We start from the raw sequence: 23626 nt of genomic DNA, 5'->3' as shown, positions 1-23626 counted from the left end.
TCCTCACCCGGCGGAGCACCCCGTTGCCCAGTCCCTACCGCGCCATCTTCGGGCGCCCCGGCACCAAGTCGTTCTCCGCCGCAGGACTGCTGGGGCGGATGCCGCTGTCGATGATGGGCATCGGCATCGTCACGATGGTGTCCCAGCTGACCGGCCGGTACGGGCTGGCGGGGGCGCTGTCCGCGACGCTCGCGCTCTCGGCGGCGGTCCTGGGGCCGCAGATCTCCCGCCTCGTGGACCGGCACGGGCAGCGCCGCGTGCTGCGTCCGGCGACGCTGGTGTCGCTGGCGGCGGTCGCCGGGCTGCTGCTGAGCGCCCAGCAGCGGTGGGCGGACTGGACGCTGTTCGCCTTCGCGGCCTGTGCGGGCTGCGTGCCGAGCGTGGGCTCCATGGTGCGGGCGCGCTGGGCGGAGCTGTACCGGGGCTCGCCGCGGGAGCTGCACACCGCGTACTCGTGGGAGTCGATCGTCGACGAGATGTGCTTCATCGTCGGCCCGATCCTGTCGATCGGGCTGTCGACGGCGTGGTTCCCGGAGGCCGGGCCGCTGTTGGCCGGGGTGTTCCTGACGGTCGGGGTGGTCTGGCTGACCGCGCAGCGCGCGACGGAGCCGGTGCCGCATCCGCGCGAGCAGCACACCGGAGGATCCGCGCTGCGGTCGCCGGGACTGCGGGTGTTGGTGGCGACGTTCGTGGCGACCGGCGCGATCTTCGGGGCGATCGACGTGGTGACCGTGGCGTTCGCGCAGGAGACCGGGCACAAGGCGGCGGCGAGCCTGGTGCTGGCGGTGTACGCGTTGGGGTCGTGCGTGGCCGGCGCGGTGTTCGGGCTGCTGCACCTGGCGGGGCCGCCGTCGCGGCGGTGGCTGGTGGGGATGGTCGCGATGGCGGTGAGCATGGTGCCGCTCCAGTTGGCGGCGTCGCTGAGCGCTTCGCTGGTGCTGCTGGCCGCCACGCTGTTCCTCGCCGGGTTGTCGATCGCGCCGACGATGGTGACGACCATGGCGTTGGTCGAGGAGCACGTGCCGCGGACGAAGTTGACCGAGGGCATGACGTGGACGAGCACCGGACTCGCGGTGGGGGTGGCGCTCGGCTCGTCGGCGGCCGGCTGGGTGGTGGACGCGGCCGGTGCCGCGCGCGGCTACCTGGTGCCGCTCACCGCGGGCGTCCTGGCCGCGCTGGTGGCGCTGGCCGGCTACCGCTGGCTCCGTCCCCGGGGCGTGCTGGCCCCCGCCTCCCCCGCGGCCGGCAGCGTTCCGGCCCCGACGCAGTCCGCCGCTGATCACCACGACGAGACACGGGCGGGCTGAACCCCGCCTCCTGGGGCAACGGCGCGTACCGGTGTCCCGCGGGCACGTGGTCCGCGCCGTTGCCGTACTGACGCTCCTCGTCCTACGGGAGCGCGCCTTTCTTCCCTCCGTTCCGTCCCCGCGCCCTGGCCGCCTTCCCGTCCACCGCGCCGGCACGACCGTCGTCGCTCCTTTTCCGCGCCACCACGCGTGGCGCCCCACCACCCCACCACCGCGGGTGACTTCACAGGCGTGCCGTTGACTTCGTGCGCGGTCGCGCACGGCCGGCCTCCCCGCGCTCGCGCCCGGCGGACGCCCCCTCGCGACGGCTCCGCGGAAATTCCCTGTTACCGCCGGTACGAGATGTCCGGGAGCCTTGCGATTACGCCCGTTTTCCCGGTGGTGTGATTCCGCTCACCCCTCCTGGAAGCGCCGTCGGCGGCTGGCATCATGCGCTGACCAACGGCGGCCGAACACGGCCGGCCCGCGCGGAGGGGAGGCATCGTCACCATGGCAGTCACCGACGTCATCGGCGGCTCGGGAGGGCGCGGTTCGGGAGGGCCCTGGCGCAACTGGGCGGGCAACGTGACCGCCCGCCCCGCCCGGAGCGTGGCACCGTCGAGCACCGAGGAACTGGCGGCCGCCGTCCGGTCCGCCGCGACGGACGGCCTGACCGTCAAAGCAGCCGGCACCGGGCACTCGTTCACCGCGGCCGCGGCCACCGACGGGCTGCTGATCCGTCCCGAGCGGCTGACCGGGATCCGCCGGATCGACCGTGCGGCAGGCACCGTCACCGTGGCCGCCGGCACCCCCCTCAAGCACCTCAACCAGACGCTGTCCGCGCACGGCCTGTCGCTGACGAACATGGGCGACATCATGGAGCAGACCGTGTCGGGCGCCACCAGCACCGGCACCCACGGCACCGGCCGGGACTCCGCATCGCTCGCCGCGCAGATCACCGCCCTGGAACTGGTCACCGCCGACGGCTCGGTGCTGCGCTGCTCCGCCGAGGAGAACCCCGACGTGTTCGCCGGGGCGCGGCTGGGTCTGGGCGCACTGGGCGTGGTCAGCGAGTTGACGTTCGCGGTGGAGCCGGAGTTCCTGCTGACCGCGCGCGAGGAGCCGATGGCGTTCGACGAGGTGAGCGGACGCTTCGACGAACTGGTCGCCGAGAACGAGCACTTCGAGTTCTACTGGTTCCCGCACACGGGCAACTGCAACACCAAACGCAACAACCGCAGCCAGGGGCCGGCCGCGCCTCCCGGCCGGCTGAGCGGCTGGATCGAGGACGAGCTGCTGTCCAACGGCGTCTTCCAGGTGGCGTGCACGGTCGGACGAGCGGCGCCGGCCGCGATACCGGGCATCGCGAAGGTCTCCAGCCGCGCGCTGTCGGCCCGTACGTACACCGACATCCCTTACAAGGTGTTCACCTCGCCGCGCCGGGTGCGGTTCGTGGAGATGGAGTACGCACTCCCCCGGGCGGCGGCGATCGAGGCACTGACCGAGCTGAAGGCGACGGTCGAGCGCTCGGACTTCAAGATCAGTTTCCCGGTGGAGGTGCGGACGGCACCCGCCGACGACATCGCACTGTCCACGGCCTCCGGCCGGGACACCGTGTACGTCGCGGTGCACATGTACCGCGGGACGCCCCACCAGGCGTACTTCGGGGCCGCCGAGCGGATCATGACGGCCCACGGGGGCCGGCCGCACTGGGGGAAGCTGCACACCCGCGACGCGGCGTACCTCGCCGGGGTCTATCCGCGGTTCGGCGAGTTCACGGCGCTGCGCGACCGGCTGGACCCGGAGCGCCGGTTCGCCAACGGCTACCTGCGACAGGTACTGGGGGACTGAGCGACGACCGGCCGGTCACTGACGCGCCGCGGCCCGGTGTCCCCGAGGGGGCACCGGGCCGCGGTCGTGGGTGGTCCGCCGGACGGGCGGGCCGCCCGGGGGCGATCCTTCGTCAGGGGGTTCAGGGTGCGTTGGGATCGGGCGACTGCCGGCCGCCGGGGTTCTGCTCGCTCTGCTGGTGCCCGGGAGTGGCCCCGCCACCGGTCGAACCGGAGCCGTCGCCCTTGCCGCCGTCGGTCCCGGTGGACGGGCTCGGCGACGCGTCGGGGGACGAGGAGGTGCCGGGGCTGGGGGAGCCGGTGGCACCGTCGCTCGGGGTCGGCGTCGGGTTCTCGCCCTGGTGGCCGGTGCCGCTGTCGGTGCCGCCGGTGCCACTGGAACGGCTGGGGTCGGGCGACGGAGTGCCGCCGTCGTGGCCGGTGCCGTTGCCGGTCGAGCGGCCCGGGTCCGGGGTCTGCGGCGTACTGGGCCGGTGCGGGGCGACGTTGCCGGTGGTGAGATTGCTGATGGTGGTACCGCCGTTGCCGCTGGCCGACTCGCCGACGAGCAACTCGGTGGCGGTGACCGCCCCCATGGCGAGCACGAAGACGGCGAGCGCCCCCAGTGCCGGCCGCTTCCAGCCGCGCAGCCGGGTGCCGTAGGTGGCAGTGGCCTCCTCGGTACCGGGCGGCATGCCGCCGGGCACCGGGGCGCCGGGCACACCGACCTCGGGCAGTACGGCGGTCGCGTCCGGCGCCGTGTCCCGCTGGGCCGCCCGGCCCAGCGCCATGGTCTGCTCGGCCGGCCGCGCCATCAGCCGGGTCGCTTCCGCATCCGGGCCGGGTGGCTGCTGGGCCCGCGGGATCAGCTGGGTGCGGGCGGTGACGGGCCCAGGATCTCGGGCCCGGACGGAGGTGACCGGGTCCTCCGTGCCGTGTTTGTCGAAGGTGGGCAACACCATCGTGGGACCGGCGGGCCCCGTGGGGTTGGTGGTCGGCTGGGATCGGGTGGTGGAGTCGCGGCGCGGCTTGGGCCTGGTGGTGACCGCCGCTTCCTTGATCTGCTCACCGGTGCGCCGGAACAGGTGCTGGAATATCGTGCCGCCGGTCGTGGCGACGATGCTGACGACGCCTGCGCCGATGATGGTTCCGTACACACCGAGCTGACCCGCGAGGAACGCGGCGGCGGCCGCGGCGAGCGCGCTGCCGGAGACCTGGGCGAGGCTCAGGTCGATCCGCTTCTCCTTCTGCTTCGTGTCGGCTTGGGTTTTTTCGTCCATCTCCTACCTTTGATCGCCCCTTCGATCCATCTTGCATGGAGAAGTGACCAAATGGCGGAGCTATTAGTTCCGAATCTGTGGAATCTGTGAAGCACGCCACCTTCGCCGCAGGTAGAGAGGTCGACAAGGCGACTTGCCCCCATGGGACGCCCAGAACTTCCGCGGCGCGGCGGTCCACTTCGGTGGCCCGAATGGAGTACTGTGGCGAGCCCTGGCCCCGGTTCCCGTCCGGCTGCCCGGACCCGCGGGAGGGGCACCGAAGGCGACACCCTCCCTGGGCTACCGTCGCTCGGCACGGGTCGTCGGTGACAGGGGAAGCGGCATGGTCACCGAGCGTTGCAAACTGGTAACCGTGTCATAACGGCGTTTCTGGGCCAAGCCCCGACACGCCGGGCAACTCGGCAATGTTGTGGCAGGCTGCACCCGGGCAGGCCACACTCGACTAGCGGAAGCAGCGACGCACGTGACGTCGGCAGGCACCACCCGGGAGGTCCCCATGCCCGAACTGCGTGTCGTGGCCGTCTCCAACGACGGCACACGGCTGGTGCTCAAGGCTGCGGACAGCACCGAGTACACGCTTCCGATCGACGAGCGGCTGCGCGCCGCCGTCCGCAACGACAGAGCGCGGCTCGGCCAGATCGAGATCGAGGTCGAGAGCCACCTGCGCCCCCGGGACATCCAGGCGCGGATACGAGCCGGTGCCTCCGCTGAGGAGGTCGCACAGCTCGCCGGCATCCCCGTCGACCGGGTGCGCCGCTTCGAGGGGCCGGTACTGGCCGAGCGGGCATTCATGGCCGAGCGGGCCCGCAAGACCCCCGTCCGTCGCCCCGGCGAGAACACCGGCCCGCAGTTGGGCGAGGCCGTCGCGGAGCGACTGCTGCTGCGCGGCGCCGACAAGGACAGCGCGCAGTGGGACTCCTGGCGCCGGGACGACGGCACCTGGGAGGTGCTGCTCGTCTACCGGGTCGCAGGGGAACCGCGGTCGGCGACCTGGACGTACGACCCGCCGCGCCGCCTGGTGCAGGCCGTGGACGACGAGGCGCGCGCGCTGATCGGCGAGAGCGACGACACCCCCGAGCCGAGCTTCCCGTTCGTGCCCCGCATCGCCCGGTTGCCGCGCGACCGGCCGTTGGACCGTGCACTGGACCGGCAGATGCCCGAGCGGTCCGGCGAGGACCGCGAGCGCGAGGTCCGGACCGAGGAGGCCACCGGCGAGCGGGAGCGGGATTCGCTGACCAGCCTGCTGGAGGCGGTACCGAGCTTCCGGGGTGACATGGTCGTCCCGGAGAGCGCCAAGACGGCACAGCCGGACGAGGCCGAGGAGGCCGCGGTCGAGGAGCCGCCGGCTCCGGCAGCGAGCGCGGGGGCGGGTGCGGGTTCCGCGTACGCCGACGTGCTCATGCCGCGGGCCGTCGCCGGCCACCGCGATCGACTCACCGGGACGACGGACCGGCAGGCCGAAGCGGACGGCGTGCGTCCCGGGCGCCGGGCCGCCGTGCCCAGCTGGGACGAGATCGTCTTCGGCACCCGGAGGAAGAAGCCGGAGTAACCCGGAACGACACCGTCCGGCCCTGTTCATGCAGGGCGTTCCGCCCGCTCCCGTACGTCGGGGGCGGGCGGACGTCGTTGCGCGGGGCCGTGGCGGGCCCCAGCGGCCGCTCAGCCGGGCTGCGGGCCGGTGGCGATGGGACGGGAGGGGTCGGCGCACCATTCGCTCCAGGAGCCGACGTACAGGGCCGCGGGGATGCCGGCGACGGCGAGGGCGAGGACCTGGTGGGCGGCGGAGACGCCGGAGCCGCAGTAGACGCCGACCTCGGCGTCGGGCGTGGCACCCAGCGCCGCGAACCGCTCGGCGAGCTCGGCGGCGGGCCGGAAGGCCGTCGTGCCGTCGGCGACGTTCTCGGTCGTGGGGGCGGACACCGCGCCGGGGATGTGGCCGGCCACCGGGTCGATGGGTTCGGTCTCGCCCCGGTAGCGCTCCCCCGCCCGCGCGTCCAGGAGGACGCCGCGGCGGGCGAGTGCGGCCGCGTCGTCGGCGGTGAGCAGCGGTACCGCTCCGGGAGCCGGGGTGAAGTCACCCGCCTCCGGAGTCACTTTGTCGACACTCATGGTGCCACCGGATGCCTGCCAGGCGGCGAGGCCGCCATCGAGGACCCGCACGTCCGGGTGACCCGTCCAGCGCAGCAGCCACCACGCGCGGGCGGCGGCCCAGCCCTGACCGCCGTCATAGGTGACCACCGGACGGTCGGCGTCGACACCGGCGGCCCGCATCGCGGCGGTGAAGGCGGCGAGGTCGGGGAGCGGGTGCCGGCCCGTCGCGCCGGGCGTCCCGGCGAGTTCGCCGTCGAGGTCCACGTAGACCGCGCCGGGCAGATGACCGGCCTCGTACTCGGGGCGACCGGGCGGGCCGCCCAACTGGTAACGCACGTCCAGGAGGAGCGGAGCGTCGGGGCCGGCCAACTCGCTCGCGAGTTCGGTAGCGGTGATGATGGCATTCATGGGACACATCCTTGCGTAGCGGTGACTACGTACAGAAGGCGGGTGCCCACCCTCCGTATGACGGAGTTACGGGGCGTCGCCATGCCGCCGGAACGGAAGATCAACGTTAAAACGGGCATTCTCCCTCGTGGACGCGTCGTGAACGGCGCGGCCGGGGCGCACACCCAGTGACAGGGTGCGAGCATCTGCTCGGGACCCGCGCCCGTACCGCACATGGCCAGCACCCCGATGCTCCGAGGAGAGAGTGACGATGACGACCGAGGCAGCAGCCCGGCGGATGCCCGGTGCGCCCTGCTGGGTGAGCCTCCTGGCGCACAGCCTGCCCGCGACGCAGGAGTTCTACGGCGCGCTCTTCGGCTGGGAGTTCCGTCCGGGACCGCAACACTTCGGCCCGTACGCGCGCGCCTTCCTCGACGGCCTAGAAGTGGCCGGGGTCGGTGAGCTAGCGGCCGACCGGCATCTGCCGGTCGCCTGGACCACCTACCTGGCCAGCGACGACGCGGACGTGACCGCCGAGCAGATCCGCTCCTGCGGCGGCACGGTGGGCGTCGGCCCGCTCGACGCCGACGACGCCGGCCGGATGGCGATCGCCTCCGACCCCCAGGGCGCGATCTTCGGCGTCTGGCAGGGGCGGACGATGCTGGGCACCGCGGTCAGCGGCGAGCCGGGCACCCCGGTCTGGAACGAACTCGTCACCCAGGAGACGAACTCCGTCGCACCGTTCTACGAGCACGTCTTCGGCTTCGAGTCGGAGGCCGTGGTGTCGGCCGACTTCGACTACCTGACGCTGCACATCAAGGGAAAGCCGGTCGCCGGCATCCACGGCGTCGGCAACGCACTGCCGCGCGACCGGGGTCCGCACTGGATGACGTACTTCGCCGTGCCGGACACCGACGCCGCCGCGCGCCGGGTCGTCGAGCTGGGCGGGCACGTGCTGCGGTCGGCACGGGACTCGGCGCACGGCCGGGTGGCGACCGTCGCCGACACCGAGGGCGCGGTCTTCGCCATCATCCAACGGCGCTGAGCGGCCTTGCGGCAGCCCGGGCCCCAAGGAGCGTCCGGCGGACCGGGCTCGGGGCCGGCGGCTAGCGCTGGGCGTCGACCGGCAGGACGTCGGGCGACAGGGCGGCCGCGCGGGCGGTCGCCGCGGTCTGTCGGCGGCGGTGGTGGCGCCGACACAGGACCTCGTAGCCGACCTCGGCCGGCCGCTCCACACTGGCACCGTCGCTGCGCACGTCACCGACGACGACCTGCGCGCCCTCGACGACCATCCGCCCGTCGACCGTGCGGGCGTTGTGCGTGGCCCGGGCGCCGCACCAGCACAGGGCCTCCACCTTCAGCACCTCTATCCGGTCGGCGAGTTCGACCAGCCGCTGGGAGCCGGGGAAGAGCTTGCTGCGGAAGTCGGTGGTGATGCCGAAGGCGAAGACGTCGAGTTCGAGGTCGTCGACGACCCGGGCGAGTTGGTCGACCTGGCCGGGGGCGAGGAACTGTGCCTCGTCGATGATGACGTAGTCGACCCGGCCGCCGGAGCTGAGGGAATCGACGACGTGGACGTAGAGGTCCAGGTCGTCCACCACCTCGACGGCCTCCGTGACCAGGCCCAGACGGGAGGAGAGCTTGCCGTGGCCGGCCCGGTCGTCGCGACTGAAGATCATGCCCTGCAGGCCGCGGGTCGAGCGGTTGTGCTCGATCTGCAGCGCCAGTGTCGACTTTCCGCAGTCCATCGTTCCGGAGAAGAACACCAGCTCGGGCATGGGGGTTTGCGGGCCTTTCGGGCTCGTACGGAAGGGACGGTGCGGGGCGGACGATGCGGAGGCGCGCAGTCGGGTGCGGCCGCGGGTCAGGTACGGACCTCGAGGAGCGGAACCAACTGCTCCACCGGAGTCATCGAGCCGTGCAGGCCGACCATCTGCGACTCCCCCGGTTCCCGTTCGCTGGCGATGATCGCCATGTCGGCGTGGGCGGCGGCGACCACGTCGCCGATCCGGGCGCGGACCCGGTCGTCGACGTGCGGTCCGAACCAGCCCGCGGCGATCGCCTCCTCGCGGCTGGCGACCCACATCTGGTCACCGACCACCTCCCGCCAGACGGCAAGCACGTCGGCCGCCGCGCCCGGGTGGGCGTACACGTGGCGGGCCCGCCCCTCGCCGCCCAACAGGCGGACGCCGGCGCGGAGTTCCCAGTCCTCGTCGAAGTCGATCCGGGACTCCGGGTCGAAGGGGATGTCGATCATGCCGTGGTCGGCGGTGACGTACAGGGCGCTGCGCGGCGGGAGTTGTTCGGCCAGGCGCTGCGCCAGCCGGTCCACGTAGAGGAGTTGGCCGCGCCAGGCGTCGGAGTCGACGCCGTAGCGGTGGCCCTTGCCGTCGACCTCGGAGTAGTACGTGTAGACCAGCGAGCGGTCAGCGGCGGCGAGTTGCTCGGCGGCGAGGTCCATGCGTTCCTCGCCGGAGAGACGGCCGTGGAAGGTGCCGCCGCTGAGCGCGATCCGGGTGAGCGGGGTCTGCGCGAAGTCCGGTGCGGAGACCTGGCAGGTGTGGATGCCGGCGGCGTCGGCGAGCTGGAAGACGGTGGGGTACGGCTGCCAGGCGTGCGGGTCGGTCCACGGGCGCCAGCGCAGCTGGTTCATCAGCGCACCGGTCGCCGGGTCCTCGCAGGTGTAGCCGGGCAGGCCGTGGGCGCCCGGTGGCAGGCCGGTGCCGACCGAGGCGAGGGAGGTGGCGGTGGTGGCCGGGAAGCCGGCGGTGAGCGGCTGACCGGTGCCGTTGGACGACGTGTCCAGGAGGGAGGTGAGGAACAGCGCCTCCTCCGGGTGGGCGCGCAGCAGTTCCCAGCCGAGGCCGTCGATCAGGAAGACGCAGGCGCGGTCGGCGGGGGCCAGCGCCATGTCGGTGGCGACGCCGGGCAGGCCCTGGCCCGCGGTGATGGCGGGCAGGAGGTCGGCGAGCGAGCCGGTGCCGTAGCGGGGCACCGGGGCGGTCAGCGGGTCGAGCGGTTCCGGTTCCGGCCAGATGGGGGCGGCGTGGACCATCAGCGGGTGCTGGTGGTGGCCGCGGTGGCCTCGGAGAGCGCCTGGGCGAACGCGAGCGTCTCGCGCACCGAGTCCGGGCCGTCGCCGGCCTCGCTGACCCGGAGGGAGAGGTCGTCGGCGGTGGACGAACCGGTATAGCCGTGGTCCGCGTCGCAGTTGGGGTCGCCGCAGCTGGCCGGCTCCAGGTCGAGGCGGGCGACGGCGCCCCAGCCGATGGTCAGCACGACCTCACGGGGCAGCTGGCCGGGGGTGTAGGACTCGGGGTTGGCGACGACGCGGCTGAGCACCACGGACGAGATCCGGCCGAGCTTGACGGACTCCGTGGAGGTGGTGGCGTAAGGGGACGGCGAGGTGGCGTCGGCGGCCTGCTCGTCGGTGTGGCTGACGATGAAGCGGGTGCCGGTCAGGACCAGGACCGTGACGTGCCGGCGGACCTCGTTGGCGTCGAAGGTCGTCTCCTGGTGGACGAGGTACGACACCACCGGCTCGCCGCCGACCGCGGCCTGCACCGCCTCGGCCACGAGCGTCGGGTAATAGCCACTGCGCTCGATCGCCGCGCGCAGCCCCTGGGTCGTCGTACCGGTCTTAGCCATGGGGTCCATCTTACGGGGCCCAACGGGTCGCGAGACCCTCAGTAGACGGGCAGCCGACGGGGCCCGAGGTCAGTGGTGGCGGGCGGTCGGGCGAGCCGGACCGAGGCGCCCAGGACGGCCAGGCCGTGCGGGGCGACGACGACCGGTTCGAGGTCGACGGCGACCACCTCCGGATGGTCGTCGACGAGCCGGGAGACCCGCAGCAGCAGGTCCTCCAGGGCGGCGGTGTCCACCGGCTGGGAGCCGCGCCAGCCGAACAGCAGCGGGGCGCTGCGGATCGACCTGATCTGCTCGTTGACCTCGCGGTCGGTGGCCGGAATGAGCCGGTGAGCTATGTCGCCGAGAAGCTGCGAGGGCGCGCCGGCCAGTCCGAAGGAGAGGACCGCGCCGGCAGCGGGGTCGATGGCGGCGCGGACGACGGTGTCGACCCCGCGCGGCACCATCGCCTGGACGACCGGTCGCAGCTCTTCGGGGGAACCCAGGAAGTCGGTCAATTCGGCGTAGGTGCGGCGGAGTTCCGCCTCGCCGGCGATGTCGAGGCGGACGCCGCCGAGGTCGGCACGGTGCCGCAGGTGGGGGGCGGTGGTCTTGAGGGCGACGGGGTAGCCCAGGCGGGCTGCGGCCTGGACGGCGGCGTCCGGGTCGGGGGCGGGGAGGGTGGGGCGGGGGTGGATGCCGTAGCGGGCCAGCAGGGCGTCGGCGTCGGCGGGCGGCAGGGCGACGGAGCGGCCGGGGGCGATGTCGGTGGTGAGGCGGTCGAGCAGCCGCTCGATGTCGGCGCCGGCCGCCGCCTCCTGGATGTCGTCGTACTCGGGCACCCGGCCTGGTTCGGCGGCGGCGCGGCGCCACGCGGCGTACCGGACGGCCTCGGCGAGGGCGCGGACGGCGCGCTCGGCGGCGGGATAGGCGGGGATCCGGACGGGGCGGGGGTCGGCCGGGACCTCGGGGGCCGGCGCCCGGTCCGGGGTCCCCGGGGTGACGCTCCGGGGTAGGGCGGTCGGCTCCGGCGCGTGCGGGTCGTGGGGGGCGGGTGGGGCGGGTGGGGCGGCGAGTGTCGCGGCCAGGTCGTCCATCGCGAGGTGGACGACGGTGACCGGCTTGCCCGCGTTGGTGGCGGCCGCGGCGCGCAGGGCGGCGGCGAGTGCGGTGCCCTCGCTCTCCCCGTGGGCGGTGGTGCCCTCCTCCCCCATCCAGGGGATGGCGGTGACGACGACGGCGTCGCAGGTGTCCCCGGCGAGCGTTTCGGCCAGGGCGGCGCGGAAGTCCTCGGGGGTCGCGGCGGACGGCAGCACCCGGGGGCGTTGGGGGCGCAGTCCTTCGGTGAGGCAGGCGTCGTAGGCCAGGAGGGCCAGCGATTCGGAGTTGCCCAGGATGGCGATGCGCGGGCCGGCCGGCAGTGGCTGGGCGGCCAGCACCAGGCCGGCGTCGATGAGTTCGGTGACGGTGTCGACGCGGATCACGCCGGCCTGGCGCATCAGGGCGGCGACGGTGCTGTCCGGGACGCGGACGGTGGGGACGGCGTGGCCCAGGGGGGCGGTGCCGTGGTGTCGGGCCCCCTTGGCGACCACCACGGGTTTCACGGCGGCGGTGCGGCGGGCCAGCCGGGCGAACTTCCGGGGGTTGCCGATGGACTCCAGGTAGAGGATCGCGACGTCGGTGTGCGGGTCGTCGTACCAGAACTGGAGGAGGTCGTTGCCGGAGACGTCGGCGCGGTTGCCGGTCGAGACGAAGGTGGAGATGCCGGCGATGCCGCCGTCGCCGGGGCCGCGCTCGTGGAGACCGCTGAGCAGCGCGATGCCGATCGCGCCGGACTGGGTGAACAGGCCGATCCGGCCGGAGCCGGGCATCTGGGGGGCGAACGAGGCGTTCAGCCGGACGTCGGGGGCGGTGTTGATCAGACCGAAGGCGTTGGGGCCGATGAGGCGCATGCCGTAGGAGCGGGCCTGCTGGAGCAGCGCGCGCTGCCGCTCGCGGCCGTCGGTACCGGCCTCGGCGTAGCCGGAGGAGAGGACCAGTACTCCTTGGACGCCGTGTTCGCCGCAGTCGCGGACGACGTCGGGGACGGCGTCCGCGGGGACGGCGATCACCGCCAGGTCGACCGGCTCGCGGATGTCGCGCAGCGTGCGGGCGGCGGGGACGCCCTCGGGCTCCAGACGGCGCAGGTCCTCGGGGAAGGCGTGGTTGACGGCGTGCACCCGGCCGGTGAAACCGGCGTCGAGGATGTTGCGCAGGGCGGTGCGGCCGACGCCGCCGGGGGCGCGTCCGGTGCCGACGACGGCGATCGAGCCGGGTGCGAGCAGCCGCTGGACGGAGCGTGCCTCGGCGCGCTGCTCGCGGCCGCGCATCACGGCCAAGGACTGCTCGGTCGGTTCGAGGTCGAATTCGAGGCGGACGACGCCGTCCTCGAAGGTGCGCTTCTGGGTGTAGCCCGCGTCCGTGAACACCTTGATCATTTTGGTGTTGGCGGGCAGCACCTCGGCGGCGAACCTACGGATGCCGCGTTCCCGGGCGACGGCGGCGATGTGTTCCAGGAGGGCGGAGGCGACGCCGCGGCCCTGGTGGGCGTCCTGGACCAGGAAGGCGACCTCGGCCTGGTCGTCCTCCGGGCTCTTGGCGGGCAGCCCGCGGGCGTCGATCCGGTCGTAGCGGACGGTGGCGATGAACTCGCCGCCCACGGTGGCGGCCAGGCCGACCCGGTCGACGTAGTCGTGGTGGGTGAACCGGTGGACGTCCCGGTCCGACAGCCGCGGATACGGCGCGAAGAAGCGGTAGTACTTCGATTCGTCCGAGACCTGCTCGTAGAAGGAGACCAACCGCTCGGCGTCGGCCGGCGTGATGGGCCGGATGCGCGCCGTCCCGCCGTCGCGCAGCACCACGTCGGCTTCCCAGTGGGACGGGTACGCGTGATCCGGCGGCGTCTGCATGCGGACAGCGTACGGCGGGGCACCGACAACCGGCTCGACGTGCGTACGCTCGATTTCCCGGGCCCACCGCAGCGGGTCCGAGGGCCTGGAAAGAGGGCCGCAAGGCGGTCGGGAACCGGGACGAAGGGCTGCGGGACCACTCCTGGCAGCGTGCGAGAATGGTCTAGACAACAGTCACGACTTTGAAGGGCAACACCATGGCTGAGCGCCGCGTCAATGTCGGTTGGGCCGAGGGCCTGCACGCCCGCCCCGCGTCGATCTTCGTCCGAGCGGCCACCGCCTCCGGCGTCCCGATGACGATCTCCAAGGCCGGCGGCAACCCCGTCAACGCCGCCTCCATGCTCGCGGTCCTGGGCCTGGGCGCCCAGGGCGGCGAGGAGATCGTGCTGGCTTCCGACGCGGACGGCGCCGAGGCCGCGCTCGACCGCCTGGCGAAGCTGGTCGCGGAGGGTCTCGAGGAGCTCCCCGAGACCGTCTGAGGAGCACCGGGGCCACCCGCCCCTCCTTCCCTTCTCCTGATGCGGCCCCACCGCGGCAACCGGGACGTCCGGCTGCTGCGGCGGGGTCGTTTTCTGTTGCACGGCGGCGGAGGCCCGACCCTCGTTCGATTCCCCGCGTAAAGAATCAACCGGCCGGGCGAGCCATCTCCTCGCGCACGGAAATGACTCACCGGCCCGCGAACAGTGCCCGGCACGTTCCCGATACCGAGATTCGGAAATCAGCGCGGCCGCGCTCGAACTTGTCCGTCCCCTTTCGCGCCGCCTCTCCATTCCCGAACTTCCCGCTCTCGCGCACCGGCCATTCCCGAGGACATCGGCACATTCCTGCCACTCCCCTTTTATATACGGGGTGATTGTTAAGCGCGGGCGCGTGCCGTGTTGACGGGCCGTTTCGCCTCGCTCACAGCGGGAGCGGCGCGCCGCAGCCGGTACACGGGCCGGGACCGCTCGATGTGCGCCGCCATAAGGGCGCGCGCCCGCTCCGCGTCACCACGGACCACGGCGTCCAGCACGGCGCCGTGCTCGTCCCAGGAGGCGGAGGGGCGGGCGGGCGGCTCCACGACGTACATCCAGTCGATCTTGCGCCGCAGCTGCATGAGCAGGGCGCCGAGGCTGGGGCTGCCGGCGGCCTGGGCGAGCGTTTCGTGGAACCAGGCGTCCAGTTGGTGCAGGTCCGCGGGGTGGCCGTACCGGACCCGCTCACGACCGAGTCGCACCAGGCCGCGCAACACCTTGAGGTGGGCGGCGCTGCGGCGGGCGGCCGCGCGGGCGGCGCCCAGCGGCTCCAGGGCGGCCCGGATGTCGAGGAGGTCGACGGCCTCCCGTTCGGTGAGTTCGGCGACGCAGGCACCCGCGTGCAGGCGCGTGGTGACGAATCCTTCGGACTGGAGGGTGCGCAGCGCTTCCCGCACCGGGACCCGGGAAACGCCGTACCGCGTGGCGAGAACGTCCTCGATCAGCCGGCTTCCCGGCACGAGCGCTCCCGAGACGATGTCGTCGCGGATTGCCGTGCACACCGCATGCGCGGAAATGTGACCTCGCATCGTCTGCGCCTCCACCGTAATCGCCGGAAACCGCCGCCGTTCGACGGCTTTCCCCGACTGTATTCGACCGGCGCGCTTTTCCTCTCGCGAGGTCGAGAATTCATGGGCGCTTTTCGGACGGCGGACGGGACGCCATTCGGGCGGCGGGTCGATGGCTATGTGGAAGCGCCCGCGCGGCCAGGGGGAGGGCCACCCGCCCTGGGGCAACAGCAGAGCCCCGGCTCACCAGGTGGTGGGCCGGGGCTCCGGGGGACGGTACTGCGGCGGAGAGGTTCGCGGTCGGATCAGACGCTGACGCCGTGCGCGCGGAGGTAGGCGATCGGGTCGATGTCCGAGCCGTAGTCGGGGCCGGTCCGGGCCTCGAAGTGGAGGTGCGGGCCGGTGGTGTTGCCGGTGTTGCCGGAGAGGGCGATCTGCTCGCCCCGGGTGACGGACTGGCCGACCGTCACCCCGATCGACGAAAGGTGACCGTATTGGGTGTACGTGCCGTCGTTCATCCGGATCACGATGTTGTTGCCGTACGCGCCGCCCCAGCCGGCTTCGACGACGGTGCCGGCGCCCACGGCGTGGACCGACGTGCCAGAGGCGGCGTGGAAGTCGATGCCGGTGTGGCTACCGGAGGACCACAGTCCGCTGGACGCCTTGTACCCGGTGGAGACGTAGGAGCCGGTGACGGGGGCGACGAAGGTGTTGAGGAGCTTGCGCTCGGCCTCGCGAGCGGCGCGCACCTTGGCCGCGCGCTCCTCGTCCGCCTTCTTCTTCGCCTCGTCGGCCTTCTTCTTCGCCGCGTCGGCCAGCCGGACGGCCTCGGCCTCGGCCTTCGCGCGGGCCGCGGAGGCTTCGGCGGCCGCCTGCTGCGCGTCGGCCTGCGCCTCGATCCGGCCGGCGAGTTCATCGCCCATCACGACCGCCTGCTGGAGGCCGGTGTCATGCGGGGCCGACTCGTCCGTCGCGGCCAGGGCGGGCGACGCGACGGAGGCGACGACACCGGAGGCCGCGAGGGTGGCTATGCCGGCGAGGTTGCGGGTGGTGCGAGCGGTGCGGCTCGCACGGCGGTGCTTCCCGGTGGCACGGGTGAACGCCATGTACTGGCTGGTCCTTTCCTTCCCTCTCGCCTACCGGGTTAGCTGACGGGTTCGGAGCAGGAAGGTCTCCTACGGGCTCCTCCGGAGAGGGGTCCGATTCACCCCAAGGGACGGTTGGGTCCCCGGCTCCCCTGGCTCGCGCCGTACGGGGACTCGGCGATGGCTGTCCGGTGCCACTGTCGTGGCGGACTTGTGACGAACAGCCGGACCGACGCTAATCGGGACAACTTTCAATCGGCAAACAGAACCGGATTTTTGTGCGCCACGCCACACGCGAATCGGGCAACCGACGCAACCGACCGGCCGCCATCGCCCCATCACGTCGGCGGCTGACCGGAGCCGCAGGTTCCGGACCGGTGGTCCCACGGGCGCACGAACGAAGCGGCCCCCGTGGCAAGTGACCGCCACGGGAGCCGCTTTGTCGAGGACTGACGAGGCGTTGGATGACGCCCCGTCACAGGAGGGGTCAGCCGCTGACGACCGTCACCTCTCCGATGCCCAGCGCCTTGACCGGCTCGACGATCTGCGCTGCGTCACCGACCAGGACCGTCACCAACCGGTCCACCGGGAAGGCGTTGACGACCGCGGCGGTCGCCTCGACCGTGCCGGTCTCCGCGAGCCGGACGTACAGCTGCGCCTGGTAGTCGTCGGGGAGCTGCTGCTCCACCTGGTCGGCCAGCGTGCCGGCGACGGCGGCAGAGGTCTCGTACTTCAGCGGCGCGACGCCGACGAGGTTCTGCACGGCGACGTCGCGCTCGGCGTCCGTCAACCCCTCGGCGGCGAGAGTGCGCAGCACCGTCCACAGATCCTGGAGCGCCGGCCCGGTGGAGGCGGTGTCCACCGACCCGCTAATGGCGAGCATGGCGGCGCCGGACGCGCCCTCCGGGGAGGACGGCGCCGAGGAGCGCAGGACCTGCCCGAAGGCGCGCACGCCGTAGGTGTAGCCCTTCTCCTCGCGCAGCACCCGGTCCAGACGGGAGGTGAGGGTGCCGCCGAGGCAGTACGTGCCGAGCACCTGGGCGGGCCACACCCGGTCGTGCCGGTCCGCGCCGATCCGGCCGATGAGCAGTTGGGTCTGGACGGCACCGGGGCGGTCGACGATCACGACGCGGCCGGTGTCGTCCGCGACGACCGGGGACGGCTTCTGCGGCTCGGCGGTGGAACCCGTCCAAGCGCCCAGGGTGTCGGCCAGCGCGGCGTCCAGGTCGACGCCGGTGAAGTCACCGACGATGACGGCGGTGCCGGTGGCGGGGCGGATGTGCGCGTCGTAGAAGGCGCGGACGGCGGCCGCGTCGATCCGGGCGACGGTCTCCTCGGTGCCCTGACGGGGCCGGGACATCCGGGAGGTGGCCGGGAAGAGCTCCTTGGACAGCGCCATCGCGGCCCGCCGGGCGGGGTTGGCGAGCTCGTGCGGGATCTCGTCGAGGCGGTTGCCGACCAGCCGCTCGACCTCCCCGTCCGGGAAGGCGGGGGCACGCAGCGCGTCGGCGAGCAGGCCCAGCGCGCGCGGCAACCGGGACGCCGGGACCTCCAGGGAGACCCGTACGCCGGGGTGGTCGGCGTGCGCGTCCAGGGTGGCGCCGCAACGCTCCAGCTCGGCGGCGAACTCCTCGGCGGTGTGCTTGTCGGTGCCCTCGGACAGGGCCCGGGACATGATCGTGGCGACGCCGTCGAGGCCCTCGGGCTCGGCCTCCAGCGGGGCGACGAGGTTGATCTCCACGGCGACGACCTGCTGGCCGGGGCGGTGGCTCGTCAGGAGGGTCAGCCCGTTGGGCAGCTGGCTGCGCTCGGGAGCCGGGAAGGCCCACGGCTTGGCGGCACCACTGCGCGGCTGCGGGTGGAACTCCATGGTGCTCACGGGGGTGGTGGCGTCGGTCACTTGGCCGCCTCCTCTTCCTCGGTGCCGGCGGCGTCGGTCTGCGCGGTGGGCTCGTAGACGAGCGCGGCGCGGTTGTCGGGGCGCAGCCGGGCCTTGGCGACCGCCTGCACCTCCAGCGGGGAGATCTCCAGGACGCGCTGGACGGCGGTCAGCGCGAGCTGCGGGTCGCCGAACAGGACGGCGAAGCGGCACAGTTCGTCGGCGCGGCCGCTGACCGTGGCGAGCCGGTCCAACCACTCGCGCTCCAGCTGGGCCTGGGCGCGCTCCATCTCCTCCGGGGTGGGCCCCTCTTCGGCGAAGCGGGCCAGCTCCTCGTCGACGGCCGCCTCGATGGCGGGCACCTCCACGCCACCGGACGCCTTGACGTCCAGCCACCCGAGCGAGGGCGCGCCGGCCAGCCGGAGCAGGCCGAAGCCAGCGGCGACGGCGCTGCGGTCGCGCCGCACCAGGCGGTTGTAGAGCCGGGAGGACTCGCCGCCGCCCAGGATGGTGAGGGCGAGGTCGGCGGCGTCGGCCTCACGGGTGCCGTCATGCGGGAGACGGTACGCGGCCATCAGGGCGCGGGAGGGGACCTCCTCCGCCACCACGGTGCGAAGCTGCTCGCCGATGGTCTCGGGCAGGCTGCCGTCGCGCGGCGGCTGCTTGCCGTCGTGCGAGGGGATCGAGCCGAAGTACTTCTCCACCCAGGCCAGCGTCTGCTCGGGGTCGATGTCGCCCACGATGGACAGGACCGCGTTGTTGGGCGCGTAGTAGGTACGGAAGAAGGACCGCGCGTCCTCCAGGGAGGCGGCGTCGAGGTCGGCCATCGACCCGATGGGGGTGTGGTGGTACGGGTGGCCGTCCGGGTAGGCCATCGCCGTCAGCTTCTCGAACGCCGTGCCGTAGGGGACGTTGTCGTAGCGCTGGCGGCGCTCGTTCTTGACGACGTCGCGCTGGTTCTCCAGGGACTCTTCGTCGAGCGCGGCCAACAGCGAGCCCATCCGGTCCGCCTCCAGCCAGAGCGCGAGCTCCAGCTCGTGGGCGGGCATGGTCTCGAAGTAGTTGGTGCGCTCGAAGCTCGTGGTGCCGTTGAGCGAACCGCCGGCGCCCTGGACGAGCTCGAAGTGGCCGTTGCCCTTCACCTGCGCGGACCCCTGGAACATCAGGTGCTCGAAGAGGTGAGCCAGGCCGGTGCGGCCCTTGACCTCGTGGCGCGAGCCGACGTCGTACCACAGGCAGACGGCCGCCACCGGCGTCAGGTGGTCTTCGGAGAGCACCACGCGCAGGCCGTTGGCCAGCCGGTGCTCGGTTGCTGTCAGGCCGCCGGAGCCGGCTTCTTCAGTGGCCGTGTGACCCATGGGCATGTACGTCCCTTCGATCCGCTTGCGAGGAAGTTCTGTCACTGTATGCAACCGCGCCGGCATCTGGCGAAGTTCCCGTGAGGAAGGCCCCGAACGTGCGCCGCGCTCCACGGCGGGGCGGGAAGGGGGGAGTCGTGGTGAGCGTTGTCAGTGGGGCGGTCCACAATGGTCCGCGTCAGACTCATCAGACTCGCCGGTCGGTCCACCGGCCGGCCGGTCAACGTGGATCCCAGCGTTGGTCCGAAGCGTTGACCCAATAGCGTTGATCCCACAGCGTTGATCACACATCGGCAGTAGACGCAGCAGAAGGAGCCGCAGCCGCGATGGCCCGCCGCAGCACGAAGACCCCGCCGCCGGACGACTTCGAGGAGAGGATCCTCGACATCGACGTCGTCGACGAGATGCAGGGATCCTTCCTCGAGTACGCGTACTCGGTCATCTACTCGCGCGCCCTGCCGGACGCCCGCGACGGTCTCAAGCCCGTACACCGCCGCATCCTCTACCAGATGAACGAGATGGGCCTGCGGCCCGAGCGCGGGTACGTGAAGTGCGCCCGGGTCGTCGGTGAGGTGATGGGCAAGCTCCACCCGCACGGTGACGCGTCGATCTACGACGCCCTGGTCCGCATGGCGCAGCCGTTCTCGATGCGGCTGCCCCTGGTGGACGGGCACGGCAACTTCGGTTCCCTGGGCAACGACGACCCGCCCGCCGCGATGCGGTACACCGAGTGCCGGATGGCGTCGGCGACGTCCCTGATGACGGAGTCCATCGAAGAGGACACCGTCGACTTCACGCCCAACTACGACGGCCAGGAGCAGGAGCCGGTCGCCCTCCCCGCCGCCTACCCGAACCTCCTCGTCAACGGGACGTCCGGCATCGCCGTCGGCATGGCCACGAACATGCCGCCGCACAACCTCGGCGAGGTGATCGCCGCAGCCCGCCACCTGATCAAGCACCCGAACGCCGATCTCGAAGCCCTGATGCGCTTCGTGCCCGGTCCGGACCTGCCGACGGGCGGCCGGATCGTGGGCCTGGGCGGGGTGCGGGACGCGTACGAGAAGGGCCGCGGCACGTTCAAGATCCGTGCGACGGTCGCGGTGGAGAACGTCAGCGCCCGCCGCAAGGGCCTGGTCGTCACCGAACTCCCCTTCGCGGTCGGCCCGGAGAAGGTCATCTCCAAGATCAAGGATCTGGTGGGGACCAAGAAGCTCCAGGGCATCGCGGACGTGAAGGACCTCACCGACCGCGAGCACGGCCTGCGGCTGGTGATCGAGGTCAAGAACGGCTTCCACCCCGAGGCCGTGCTGGAGCAGCTCTACAAGCTCACGCCGATGGAAGAGTCCTTCGGCATCAACAACGTCGCCCTGGTGGACGGCCAGCCACTGACGCTGGGCCTCAAGGAACTGCTGGAGGTCTACGTCGACCACCGCTTCAACGTGGTGCGCCGACGCAGCGAGTTCCGCCGCACCAAGCGGCGCGACCGGCTCCACCTGGTCGAGGGCCTGCTGACCGCCCTGGTGGACATCGACGAGGTCATCCGTCTGATCCGCTCCAGCGAGAACAGCGCCCAGGCCAAGGAGCGCCTGATCGACCGCTTCGCGCTGAGCGAGGTGCAGACCCAGTACATCCTCGACACCCCGCTGCGCCGGTTGACTAAGTTCGACCGGATCGAGTTGGAGGCCGAGCGCGACCGGCTGGAGTCCGAGATCGCGGAACTGACCCGGATCCTGGAGTCGGACGCCGAACTGCGCAAGCTGGTCTCCGGCGAGCTGGCAGCGGTCGCCAAGAAGTACGGCACGCCGCGCCGGACGGTCCTGCTGGAGTCGGCGGGGGCCCCGGTCGCCGCCGTACCGCTGGAGGTCTCCGACGACCCGTGTCGAGTGCTGCTGTCCTCCACGGGGTTGCTGGCGCGCACCACCACGGCGGAAACGGCGTTCGATCCCGACGCCAGGCGCGCCAGGCACGACGTGATCGTCTCGGCGGTGTCGGCGACCGCACGCGGTGAGGTCGGCGCGGTGACGTCCGACGGGCGGCTGCTGCGGCTGCCGGTGATCGACCTGCCACAGCTTCCGGACACCACGACGCCCAGCCTCTCCGGTGGCGCCCCGATCTCGGAGTTCCTGAGCCTCCAGGACGGCGAACAGCTGGTGTGCCTGACGACCCTGGACGAGTCCTCACCGGGTCTGGCCCTCGGTACGGAACAGGGCGTCGTGAAGCGGGTGGTGCCCGATTATCCGTCCAACAAAGACGAGTTGGAGGTCATCACCCTCAAGGACGGCGACCGCATCGTGGGCGCGGCGGAGCTGCGCACCGGGGAGGAAGACCTGGTCTTCATCACCGACGAGGCGCAGTTGCTGCGCTACCCGGCGTCGCAGGTCCGGCCACAAGGCCGGCCGGCGGGTGGTATGGCGGGCATCAAGCTGGGCCAGGGCGCGAAGGTGATCGCCTTCGCGGCGGTCGATCCGGCCGTGGACGGCGTGGTGTTCACGGTCGCCGGGTCGCACGGCACGCTGGACGATTCGGTGGCCACGGCCAAGCTCACGCCGTTCGACCAGTACCCGCGCAAGGGCAGAGCTACCGGTGGCGTGCGCTGCCAGCGGTTCCTCAAGGGCGAGGACTGCCTGACGATGGCCTGGGCCGGCTCGGCACCGGTGCGCGCCGCCGACGCCAAGGGCGCGGCTGTGGAACTGCCGGAACCGGATCCGCGCCGGGACGGCTCCGGCATGCCACTGACCACGAAGGTGGCAGCAATGGCCGGTCCCGTGTAACCACGACGAACCGGGTACGCGACGCCGCCGGGGTGGTGAAGAGCCACCTCGGCGGCGTCATTCGTAGGCGGGCGATCACCTCGACGGGGAGGGTGCCGGGGGCATGGCACCGTCTGTTTTTCCCCCGAGCCCCAGCCGGCAGGGGCCGACGTGGGTGAGCGGACGGAGTAGGCAGTCACATCCGCCCCCGCCCCCTCCTCATTCCTCCCGTGAAGGCACGTACCTCAGCACGCCCCACATGCTGTTCTCGTCAGCCTCCTCAGGGACCAGCTGGCGGCAGTTCTCCAACTCCTTGCGCAACGCCGGGGCGTCGATCCCGCTGCCGATCATCACCAGTTGGGTGGTCCGCTCCTCCCTCTTCGCCCAGGGCTCGGGATAGAAGCGCAGGAAGTTGCCGACCGCGTGCAGCACGAACTTCTGGCGGTTCTCCGGGACGTCGAAGTGGACGAACCCCTTGATGCGGTAGAGGCCACCCGGACGGCTGTCGAGGAACTCCATCAGCCGACGCGGATGCATCGGCTCGCTGGACACGAACTCCACGCTTTCGTAAGCGGCGTGGAGATGCCCGGCTTGGTCGTGGTCGTGGTCGCATGCGTAACAGCCCAAGTGATCACGCTCATCACCTGCTTCCTCACTCCGCCCCGGAACCCTGTCGGCAGAAGCCTCACGCAGCAGATCTTCGAAAGACAGCTGGCGTACGGTGGCATCGCGGTCCTCCCCAGGCCCGCGGTCGAAGAACATCTCCGGATCGATCCGCCCGAAGGCCGTACAGAGCACCGGCCGGCCAGGAGCAAGATCTGCGAGCCTGCCGATGAGCTCGTGACGCGCCTCGTCCTCGATCCGGTCGGCCTTGTTGAGTACCACGAGATCGGCGATCGCCACGTGCCGGTCGAGTTCGGGGTGCCGCGCACGGGTGTCGTCGAATTCCGCGGCATCGACGACCTCGATCAGCCCTCCGTAGACGATGCGGTCGTTGTCACTCGCAAGGATCATCCGGATGAGCTCCTGCGGCTCGGCCAACCCGCTGGCTTCGATGACGATCACGTCGATACGCGCGGCAGGGCGAGCCAACCGCTCCAGATAGTCGTCCAACTCGCTGGTGTCGACCGCACAACACAGGCACCCGTTGCCGAGCGAGACCATCGAGTCCACCTGCCCGGCGACCGTCATGGCATCGATCTCGATGCTGCCGAAATCATTGACGATCGCGCCGATCCGGGTGCCGTCGCCAGCACGCAGCAGATGGTTGAGGAGGGTGGTCTTGCCTGACCCCAGGAAGCCCGCGAGGACGACGACCGGGATCTGTTGCGTGGCCAAGGGAGCGCCTCCATGGAGCGGGCGGCGGGCCGCACGGCCCGGTGGCGGACGGCTGTCGATCGTAACGGACCACCTACGTCGCGGTCCGACCTGCTTCACCCCATTCGATCCACCCGGGCCAAACGGGCCACGATCGCGACCACCCGCCATGACGCAGCGGGCACCCGGCCGCCCCCGACCACCTCGTAAGGCGCACTCACACCTTCGAACCCTGCCGACTTGGAAGGGCTACCGCGCCGACCATATGAA

At 72.0% G+C, this 23626-nt stretch carries 17 protein-coding genes and 1 riboswitch; of the genes, 6 read left to right on the top strand and 11 right to left on the bottom strand.

Annotated features, from left to right (window positions below; all coding sequences use genetic code 11):
- Positions 1-23 precede the first annotated feature (23 nt).
- Both ACLJT4_RS37905 and ACLJT4_RS37900 read left to right on the top strand, forming a co-directional pair.
- Positions 24-1307, top strand: coding sequence for an MFS transporter (locus tag ACLJT4_RS37905; RefSeq protein WP_411129582.1), 1284 nt, complete (start codon positions 24-26; stop codon positions 1305-1307).
- Between the two features lie 489 nt (positions 1308-1796).
- The gene (locus ACLJT4_RS37900; protein WP_411129580.1) at positions 1797-3137 is read left to right on the top strand and encodes a D-arabinono-1,4-lactone oxidase; all 1341 of its coding nucleotides are present in this window, start codon (positions 1797-1799) and stop codon (positions 3135-3137) included.
- Positions 3138-3258: 121 nt separating this feature from the next.
- Here the strand turns inward: ACLJT4_RS37900 and ACLJT4_RS37895 are convergent, their stop codons facing one another.
- Complete coding sequence (locus ACLJT4_RS37895) at positions 3259-4395, bottom strand: hypothetical protein (protein WP_411129578.1); 1137 nt, start codon at positions 4393-4395, stop codon at positions 3259-3261.
- Between the two features lie 496 nt (positions 4396-4891).
- Between ACLJT4_RS37895 and sepH the strand changes: the two genes are divergently transcribed.
- Positions 4892-5944: a septation protein SepH gene (gene sepH / locus ACLJT4_RS37890; protein WP_411129576.1), complete on the top strand. Its 1053-nt coding sequence runs from the start codon at positions 4892-4894 to the stop codon at positions 5942-5944.
- Between the two features lie 110 nt (positions 5945-6054).
- On the opposite strand, the gene ACLJT4_RS37885 is transcribed toward sepH, so the two are convergent.
- Complete coding sequence (locus tag ACLJT4_RS37885; RefSeq protein ID WP_411129574.1) at positions 6055-6894, bottom strand: sulfurtransferase; 840 nt, start codon at positions 6892-6894, stop codon at positions 6055-6057.
- A 250-nt stretch (positions 6895-7144) separates the two neighbouring features.
- Here ACLJT4_RS37885 and ACLJT4_RS37880 point away from each other — a divergent pair, with 250 nt between their 5' ends.
- Entirely contained in the window at positions 7145-7918 is a 774-nt protein-coding gene (locus ACLJT4_RS37880) for a VOC family protein (protein WP_044379893.1), read from the top strand.
- A 61-nt stretch (positions 7919-7979) separates the two neighbouring features.
- On the opposite strand, the gene ACLJT4_RS37875 is transcribed toward ACLJT4_RS37880, so the two are convergent.
- The 4 genes from ACLJT4_RS37875 to ACLJT4_RS37860 form a co-directional block, all read right to left on the bottom strand.
- The gene (locus ACLJT4_RS37875) at positions 7980-8651 is read right to left on the bottom strand and encodes a thymidine kinase (RefSeq protein ID WP_411129572.1); all 672 of its coding nucleotides are present in this window, start codon (positions 8649-8651) and stop codon (positions 7980-7982) included.
- Positions 8652-8737: 86 nt separating this feature from the next.
- A complete protein-coding gene (locus tag ACLJT4_RS37870; RefSeq protein ID WP_411129569.1) occupies positions 8738-9928 on the bottom strand; it encodes an alkaline phosphatase family protein in 1191 nt (396 codons plus the stop codon).
- The gene (locus ACLJT4_RS37865; RefSeq protein ID WP_016571516.1) at positions 9928-10521 is read right to left on the bottom strand and encodes a DUF5998 family protein; all 594 of its coding nucleotides are present in this window, start codon (positions 10519-10521) and stop codon (positions 9928-9930) included. Before ACLJT4_RS37865 ends, ACLJT4_RS37870 begins: the two co-directional genes overlap by 1 nt.
- 38 nt (positions 10522-10559) lie before the next feature.
- Positions 10560-13445: a GNAT family N-acetyltransferase gene (locus ACLJT4_RS37860; RefSeq protein WP_411129567.1), complete on the bottom strand. Its 2886-nt coding sequence runs from the start codon at positions 13443-13445 to the stop codon at positions 10560-10562.
- Between the two features lie 197 nt (positions 13446-13642).
- Here ACLJT4_RS37860 and ACLJT4_RS37855 point away from each other — a divergent pair, with 197 nt between their 5' ends.
- Positions 13643-13924 carry an HPr family phosphocarrier protein gene (locus tag ACLJT4_RS37855; RefSeq protein WP_016578898.1) on the top strand — a complete coding sequence of 94 codons (282 nt, stop codon included), beginning with the start codon at positions 13643-13645 and terminating at the stop codon, positions 13922-13924.
- Between the two features lie 377 nt (positions 13925-14301).
- Here ACLJT4_RS37855 and ACLJT4_RS37850 read toward each other — a convergent pair whose 3' ends face one another.
- The 4 genes from ACLJT4_RS37850 to ACLJT4_RS37835 all read right to left on the bottom strand — a co-directional run bounded on the left by ACLJT4_RS37850 (position 14302) and on the right by ACLJT4_RS37835 (position 19289).
- Entirely contained in the window at positions 14302-14988 is a 687-nt protein-coding gene (locus ACLJT4_RS37850) for a GntR family transcriptional regulator (protein ID WP_411129564.1), read from the bottom strand.
- 284 nt (positions 14989-15272) lie between these two features.
- Positions 15273-16073, bottom strand: a complete 801-nt coding sequence (locus ACLJT4_RS37845) for a M23 family metallopeptidase (protein ID WP_411129562.1) — start codon at positions 16071-16073, stop codon at positions 15273-15275.
- Positions 16074-16085: 12 nt separating this feature from the next.
- Positions 16086-16242: riboswitch (cyclic di-AMP (ydaO/yuaA leader) on the bottom strand.
- 297 nt (positions 16243-16539) lie between these two features.
- The gene (locus ACLJT4_RS37840; RefSeq protein ID WP_411129612.1) at positions 16540-17922 is read right to left on the bottom strand and encodes a M16 family metallopeptidase; all 1383 of its coding nucleotides are present in this window, start codon (positions 17920-17922) and stop codon (positions 16540-16542) included.
- 26 nt (positions 17923-17948) lie between these two features.
- Positions 17949-19289, bottom strand: coding sequence for a M16 family metallopeptidase (locus tag ACLJT4_RS37835; RefSeq protein WP_016572943.1), 1341 nt, complete (start codon positions 19287-19289; stop codon positions 17949-17951).
- 326 nt (positions 19290-19615) lie between these two features.
- Here ACLJT4_RS37835 and ACLJT4_RS37830 point away from each other — a divergent pair, with 326 nt between their 5' ends.
- Complete coding sequence (locus tag ACLJT4_RS37830; protein ID WP_411129560.1) at positions 19616-22060, top strand: DNA topoisomerase (ATP-hydrolyzing) subunit A; 2445 nt, start codon at positions 19616-19618, stop codon at positions 22058-22060.
- A 198-nt stretch (positions 22061-22258) separates the two neighbouring features.
- On the opposite strand, the gene ACLJT4_RS37825 is transcribed toward ACLJT4_RS37830, so the two are convergent.
- On the bottom strand, positions 22259-23377 hold the full coding sequence (locus ACLJT4_RS37825) for a CobW family GTP-binding protein (protein WP_411129558.1): 1119 nt from the start codon (positions 23375-23377) through the stop codon (positions 22259-22261).
- Between the last annotated feature and the right edge of the window lie 249 nt (positions 23378-23626).

Origin of the sequence: Streptomyces sp. x-19, from assembly GCF_046549115.1 — a bacterium.
In the GTDB taxonomy this organism is placed as follows: Bacteria; Actinomycetota; Actinomycetes; order Streptomycetales; family Streptomycetaceae; genus Streptomyces; species Streptomyces albulus_C.
The sequence above is the reverse complement of the archived record's forward strand: the minus strand, read 5'-3'. Positions and strand labels throughout refer to the sequence as shown.